Below are 375 nucleotides of genomic sequence, written 5' to 3'. Positions count from 1 at the left end.
GCGGGCGTAAGACCTGACTTGGTTGCTTCGGTAACGACTATCAATGCGGTGAACTTTGGTTCTGACTTCGCTGATGTTGCTCGCGGTATCGTTCCTGTTGGTGGTGGCCTTGAAGCATTGGTCGAAGGATCTCTTAATCTGCTTGGTAACGTAATTGATGCCTTGTCAGGCAACCCTGAGTATGCGCAGGATGCGAAGGCCTCAGTAACGTTCATGACATCGCCAGGCGCTAACCAGTTTAACGCTTTATTCCCGGATGGAAAGCCTAGCTCACGTTGTGGTGAAGGTGCATCTAAAGTAAATGGTATTCGTTACTACTCATGGGGTGGTGATGCGACATTTACCAATGCTTTAGATATTTCAGATGCGTTCTTG

General features: G+C 48.3%; 1 pseudogene. It reads left to right on the top strand.

Annotation, left to right across the window (positions count from 1 at the left end):
• Positions 1-375 (top strand): annotated as a pseudogene (locus A3766_RS30940) (lipase); the annotation flags it as partial.

Source organism: Oleiphilus sp. HI0132 (assembly GCF_001635845.1).
Note: the sequence above shows the minus strand (reverse complement) of the source record. Positions and strands in the feature narration are given on the sequence as shown.